At 49.5% G+C, this 6,038-nt stretch carries 7 protein-coding genes and 1 pseudogene; 4 read left to right on the forward strand and 4 right to left on the reverse strand.

The window, feature by feature from the left end; translation table 11 throughout:
* The 4 genes from K4305_RS10215 to K4305_RS10230 form a co-directional block, all read left to right on the forward strand.
* On the forward strand, positions 1–341 hold a 341-nt coding region (locus tag K4305_RS10215; RefSeq protein ID WP_442880467.1), incomplete at its 5' end, for a DUF4143 domain-containing protein.
* A gap of 287 nt (positions 342–628) precedes the next feature.
* Positions 629–1,282 carry a type IV toxin-antitoxin system AbiEi family antitoxin domain-containing protein gene (locus K4305_RS10220; RefSeq protein WP_331562329.1) on the forward strand — a complete coding sequence of 218 codons (654 nt, stop codon included), beginning with the start codon at positions 629–631 and terminating at the stop codon, positions 1,280–1,282.
* A complete protein-coding gene (locus K4305_RS10225; RefSeq protein ID WP_331562330.1) occupies positions 1,279–2,115 on the forward strand; it encodes a nucleotidyl transferase AbiEii/AbiGii toxin family protein in 837 nt (278 codons plus the stop codon). The genes K4305_RS10220 and K4305_RS10225 overlap by 4 nt, the downstream gene beginning before the upstream one ends.
* A gap of 715 nt (positions 2,116–2,830) precedes the next feature.
* On the forward strand, positions 2,831–4,114 hold the full coding sequence (locus tag K4305_RS10230; RefSeq protein ID WP_331562332.1) for an IS110 family transposase: 1,284 nt from the start codon (positions 2,831–2,833) through the stop codon (positions 4,112–4,114).
* A gap of 405 nt (positions 4,115–4,519) precedes the next feature.
* Here K4305_RS10230 and K4305_RS10235 read toward each other — a convergent pair whose 3' ends face one another.
* The 4 genes and pseudogenes from K4305_RS10235 to K4305_RS10245 all read right to left on the reverse strand — a co-directional run.
* On the reverse strand, positions 4,520–4,927 hold the full coding sequence (locus K4305_RS10235) for a type II toxin-antitoxin system VapC family toxin (RefSeq protein WP_331562333.1): 408 nt from the start codon (positions 4,925–4,927) through the stop codon (positions 4,520–4,522).
* The gene (locus tag K4305_RS10240) at positions 4,924–5,148 is read right to left on the reverse strand and encodes an AbrB/MazE/SpoVT family DNA-binding domain-containing protein (RefSeq protein ID WP_331562334.1); all 225 of its coding nucleotides are present in this window, start codon (positions 5,146–5,148) and stop codon (positions 4,924–4,926) included. Before K4305_RS10240 ends, K4305_RS10235 begins: the two co-directional genes overlap by 4 nt.
* Before the next feature lie 288 nt (positions 5,149–5,436).
* Entirely contained in the window at positions 5,437–5,610 is a 174-nt protein-coding gene (locus tag K4305_RS12330; RefSeq protein ID WP_442880468.1) for a DUF4160 domain-containing protein, read from the reverse strand.
* Between the two features lie 8 nt (positions 5,611–5,618).
* Positions 5,619–6,038, reverse strand: a pseudogene (locus tag K4305_RS10245) (ATP-binding domain-containing protein); the annotation flags it as partial.

The following is a 6,038-nucleotide window of genomic DNA, read 5'->3' on the forward strand; positions in this document are numbered from 1 at the left end:
TTCTGATGCTGACCCGTGTCGACAAGCCCGCCCTGATGAAACGGCTCTTTGAAATCGGTTGCAGCTATTCGGGCCAGATTCTCTCCTTCACGAAAATCCTCGGCCAGCTCCAGGATGCAGGAAACACGACAAAACTTGCGCACTATCTGCGCCTGCTCGGCACTGCCGGGTTACTGGGCGGTCTGGAGAGGTACAGCCCTGAACTGGTCAGACGCAGAGCATCCATTCCGAAATTTCAGGTGCATAACACCGCCCTGATCAGCGCACAACTCCATTTTGTCCTTCTTCGAATTTGTAGTCTATCCAATGGTTTGTGTACCATCTGTTCCTCCGGTTTTTGAGGCCATAGGGACAGGTATTGATGTTACAAATCTGCCCGTTGGGGATGGTACACATTGCTCCGGAACCGGTGGTACACAATGCGGCAGAATACTCAGCTGCATAATCCGCTGAACATCGAACACTTCGTCCGCAAAAGGTCGAACAGTAAATCCGCGAAACATCGAACACTTTTATTGCAAAACAATGCCCCCACGAACAGAAAATTCATTTTGTATAAGAGACGGTTGCTTGCTAATTTGCACAGATAACCGAATAATATTCGATTATCTGTGCAAATTATTGAATTATGAGATTAGAGCAGAAGCTTCGCTCATTTGCTGGTGTCCCGTTGACGCATGGCACCCTTCTCTCGATATTGGAGGAGTATCGGTCTCCGAACGACAAGATCGTCCGGATGATCGATGATGGATTATTGCAGCCCATCAGGAAGGGCTTGTATGCTGTTTCCCCTGAACTCACCGGGATTCCGATTTCTTTACCGCTTGTGGCGAACCTGCTTTATGGCCCCTCGTACGTCTCGATGGATTATGCCTTGTCCCATTACGGAATCATTCCAGAACGGGTGATCGAAGTGACCTCGATGACGATAAAGCGGGGCAAGGTGTATGACCTGCCTGTTGGTCGCTTTTCCTATACCCATGCACAGCTTCAACTGTATTCCATTGGTATCGATCGGGTCGAGAATCCCGATCAAACAGGTTTTTTGATGGCATCTCCGGAAAAGGCGCTCTGTGACAAGCTCATCTTCACCAGAAACCTTAATGTCCGGTCACAGAAAGCATTGCACGAACTGCTGTTTGACGACCTGCGCATCGATGAAGATGCCTTGGCTCATTTCAATCCTGAAGTCATAAGGGCCTGTATTGCTGTCAATGTGAAGGCTGATATGCTGCAAGCGCTGCTTACCCTGATTAACGGTCTGCAACGGGAGGCATCATGACGGTACTGCGGCAGATGCTCGAGAAATATGACACGACGACAACCGAAGGGGAGTTTAATGGTCTGCGTGAAGTGATGCAGGAAATAGCGCTTGCCGGATTGTATCGAGGAGGCTTTTTCGACAAGGCGGCATTTTACGGAGGCACCTGCCTGCGGATCTTTTACGGGTTGCCCAGGTTTTCCGAGGACCTTGATTTCTCCCTGCTCGTCGCTGATCCGGCCTTTTCGCTTGAACCCTGTTTCAAGGCGGTCAGGGAAGAGTTTACAGCATTAGGGCTCGATGTTGAAATATCAGCCAAAAGGAAAACGGTTCGGACGGGCATCGAGTCTGCTTTTCTGAAAGGCGACACCCGTCTTTTCAGCGTTGCCGTTCATGCGGACAAAATCATCAAGATCAAGTTTGAGGTCGATACGTTACCAGCATTGGGTTTTGCAACCGAGGAAAAACTGCTTCTCCAGCCATTTTCCTTCTATGTCAAATGCTTCAGCCTGCCAGACCTGTTTGCCGGCAAGATGCACGCCCTGCTTTTCAGAAACTGGAAAAGCAGAATCAAGGGTCGTGACTGGTTCGATTTCGAGTGGTATGTGAGAAAGGGAACGTCGATGAGTCTTTCTCACTTCATCAGTCGTGCAAAGCAGAGTGGTCATCTGCAGAACGAGTATCTCACAGAACCAGCATTTCGCCAGTTGCTCCATCAGCGAATCAATGCGCTTGATGTGGAGGCGGCCAAGACTGACGTCTCAAGGTTTGTGAAAGATGTCGAGGCCTTGAAAATCTGGTCGAGGGATTATTTTCATGAGCTGGCAAGACACATGCAAATCGATGTCGGCTAAAGCAGCTCGCAGGCCTCGCTACTGCTGCTACGGCCTTTAAAACACCCACACTCCAGGCGAGGGGAATAGAACCTGCCATTCAGGATTGTCACCGTATTTCGATCCACGCGCCCGCGGGGGCGCGACACTCTTGCGCTGCGTCCAGGAATCCCCTGCAGAACCGGTGGTACACTATGCGGCAGAATACTCAGCTTCATAATCCGTCGAACATCGAACACAAAATTCGCTGAACATCAAACACTTCGTCCGCAAAAGGTCGAACAGTAAATCCGCGAAAAATCGAACACTTTGTTGCTTCTGAGCGGATTAGGTGTTCGATGTTGCCGGACTGGGTGTTTCAGTTGTCGCAAAGCCAAATGTACAGTCCCCAAAGTGGCCCTCCCCCTTAAAGGAGGGCGGACATTCCTGTCCGCCATTATAATCAGCTAAAACCCGTCGTATGTTGATGAATTCAGAATAAAAGTTTAAGCGGTTACAAATGTCCCCCAACTACTGGTCAGAGTCACGCAGTTCGGGGACCGGTTCGAAATCGACGATAACAGCTTTGCCGTTGATGATTGATGTGTAGAGGCCGTAGACTAATTATCGCGTTAGTTTACGAAATTGCGAGCGTTATATAGTAATTGAGAATCAGAAGGGAGTAAGAACACTAACATCCTGGTGTTGTAATAAATGGGAGAACAGCTTTTTGTAACCCTATAAAAAGGAGGATGTTATGCTCAGCGAGACAGAGAGACTCAAGGCCTTTCGGCAGATGCGATCAAGCATCCGGAATTCCGAGCAGTATCTGATTGTGGGTATCGATATTGCCAAGGAGAAACATCATGCATTCTTTGGTACCGCCGCAGGTAAAACCATGTGCAAACAACTGATCTTTTCTAATGACATAAGCGGTTTTGAACTGCTTGTAGCACGAGCCGAACAGCTCAGATTGCAGCATCAGCTCACTCAGGTGGTCTTCGGCATGGAGCCTACAGCCAATTACCATAAGCCATTAGCGGAATACCTCATTCAACGGGATGCCATGGTGGCGCAAGTGTCCGGAACAGCAGTGACCCGGAACCGGGAACTGCTCGATAATCGCTGGGACAAGCATGACCGTAAAGATGCCGCCAATGTGGCTGATCTGGTAGGAGCGGGAAAGTGCCAGTTTTACGACAACCCGCCACAGGCGATTTTTGATCTCAGGGAGTTGCTGAGCCTGAGGCGCCGATACCGTAAGCTGGAATCCGGGCTCAGAACCCGTATCCGCAACAATCTGCTTGCGTTGTATTTCCCGGAGCTGGATCGCCGGTTTTCCTCCTGTCAGCAGGATTGCCTGAGCATTATCAGGAACTGTTTTTCACCGGCAGTGATTGCGGCAATGCCCTTTGAGAAGTTTTGCCAGCATATTGTCACACGGGTAAAAGGCAAACGACAGATTGCGTTTCTGGAGGATATTTGGCAGAACGCTCACCGTTCGATCGGCAGGCCGGTGGATTCGTCTGTGCAATACATGGCAGAACGGATGGTTGCTCAACTCTGCCAGATACGTGCAGATATCGATGATCTGGACCGGGAAATTGCCAAGATAGCCTCGTCGTTGCCTGAGTATCAGTATCTGATCAGCATTCCCGGTTTTGGGCCGTTCATCACCGCGAAATTTCTGGCAACCATCCATGACCCGGAACGGTTCTCCAATGAGGCACAGGTAATCAAGCTTGCCGGTTTTGATCTCTGTGCCTCACGAAGCGGAAAGCCGGCTGGCAAGGCTGTTCCCGTGATTTCCAAGAAAGGTAATGCTGAACTGCGCTTTGCCCTGATGCAGGCTGCCATTGTTGCCACCACAAGAAATACCCTGTTTATCAGGTACCTGAGCCAGAAAATACAGGGACGAGAACAGGAAAAAGGCATCCTGAAGAAAATGCGAACCAAGGTAGCCTCGAAACTCCTGGTCATCGCCTGGACGCTGATGAAACAACACGAGTATTTTAATGCCGAACACTTGAAGATCACATAAAATTCCGGCTACAGAGCCCTTGATTCAGCGAGAGAGCAGCCCGAGTAGCGAACGTAGAGGCATTATGACCTCGTGGGGGACAATTCCGGGCCTCTCACTGAATCCTGTAATCTGGATAGGGGATGATTGACAGCTGGAAATGGGGAATAGTACAGCATGTCGGATACTCAATAACGATGAGGTACAGGATTCATTATCGGTGAGAAACTCGCTGACAAAGCTCGACTATTACGGTATTATTATAGCGTTATCGACGCAGTAGGTAAATATTGTATACTTGACAAAAAAAAGAATTTGCTTTTCTCACTATGGGATGTCCCGAAGTCCCTGCCCACCCGGCCTGCTTACCCGAAGAATTGCCCCAAACAACCATCCCAAACGGGTCCACGGGGAGGAGCAGAATGATTATTCCGGTGAAATGATTCTGATTGTCGGGAAATACGTTTGATATCTGTTTTTATCCCGTGTGATCAATTCAAGACCCGATACTGCGGCATGGGCACCGATAAAAAAGTCCGGCAATGGAGACCTCTTTTCACCTTTAAGCTTTCGGTAGCTGAGAAAAGCTTTTCCTGCAAGAAAAAGGGCTTCCTTTGGGATCTCCAGCATCTTAAGTCCGCTTGACGAAATCGCCGCCTCCAGTTCCTCGATCTTTTTAAATCCGATGGAAATTTCGGAATAGATGATTTGATTGATGCATAAAGGGGAATGAGTGGCATATTCAGAAAGAACGGCCTCCGACCAGTCAGCCCAGACAGGATCATCGAGAAAAACATCCAGGATGATATTTGAATCAACAAGCAGACCGTTCATACCTCTCTTGTGAGCGCCATGATTTCGTCCGTAGTCATTTTGACAGTCGCAATCCCCCGAAGCTTTTTAAATTTCCGACTCGCCGTAGTTGCGTCTTTTCGTTTTACTATCACGATGCGATCCCCCTCCTGCATAAAATCGACTTCTGTATCAGGGGTTATCCCCAACTTTTCCCGTATGTTAACAGGTATCGTCACCTGCCCTTTTGTTGTCACTTTCATGTCACCCTCCAGTATTACGTATTACCAGTAAGAATACTACATTCCTCCTGATAATTCAAACGATGTTCATGAATCGAGAGATTCCCATGCGTGTCGAGAAAGTTTTCCGGTCCGTATCGTCACGAACAATGCTTCCCCGCTTGATCCCCCGGATAATCACATGATGCAGGGTTCCCTGCGCATCAAGTCTCGGGCCTCGCGGCATCGCACTCTCCCTTAATATTTTGCCCGGCAATCGGGTTTTCTCCTGATTTCAAGATACCAGATCACAGTATTTTTAGCAACGGATCAGCGTCCCAAAGTATGCCTGTTAAAATATTCATCCCATGCCTCCATGAAGGATTTCTGTTGCTTTTCAATGATACCGCGAATCTCTTTCAATTCAAACCGACTGAAACCTCCGCTATTCTGGAGACGAATCGGGTCGAGCCAGAACTTCGCAACCTTGTCGTCTCGCTCCACGTGGATGTCTATTGACGACTTACCAGCATCTTCCGCAACCCGCTTCTCCGCTCCGTCCTGCGCTTTACTGCAGCGCTGAAAACAGATTCATCGCTCCACACCGTAACGGCCTGCCTTGCTCTCGTAATGCCTGTATAGATCAGCTCCCTCGTCAGGAGAAGCGTATCCTCCGGCGGGGCAGCACCATGAGTACCCTGTCGAACTCGGAGCCCTGGCTTTTGTGCACGATCATGGCGAAGGCTGTTACGTGCGCCGGAAGGAACTCCGGGGAGATGGCGCGGACTGTGCCGTTGGGGGCGGTGAAATATGTTTTCAGGTTCCCGGTTTCCGGGTCTGGGAGGATGATGCCGGTATCGCCGTTGAAGAGTTTGTGGAGGTAGTCGTTTTCGGTGACAAGAACCGGTCTGCCCCGGTAGAACAAGAGGGAT

Origin of the sequence: Chlorobium sp. (assembly GCF_036528655.1) — a bacterium.
Lineage (GTDB): Bacteria > Bacteroidota > Chlorobiia > Chlorobiales > Chlorobiaceae > Chlorobium.

Coding starts and splice junctions, on each gene's coding strand:
- K4305_RS10240 (WP_331562334.1), bottom strand. CDS start 5,148: ATGAAAGTGACAACAAAAGGGCAGGTGACGATACCTGTTAACATACGG.
- K4305_RS10225 (WP_331562330.1), top strand. CDS start 1,279: ATGACGGTACTGCGGCAGATGCTCGAGAAATATGACACGACGACAACC.
- K4305_RS10220 (WP_331562329.1), top strand. CDS start 629: ATGAGATTAGAGCAGAAGCTTCGCTCATTTGCTGGTGTCCCGTTGACG.
- K4305_RS10235 (WP_331562333.1), bottom strand. CDS start 4,927: ATGAACGGTCTGCTTGTTGATTCAAATATCATCCTGGATGTTTTTCTC.
- K4305_RS10230 (WP_331562332.1), top strand. CDS start 2,831: ATGCTCAGCGAGACAGAGAGACTCAAGGCCTTTCGGCAGATGCGATCA.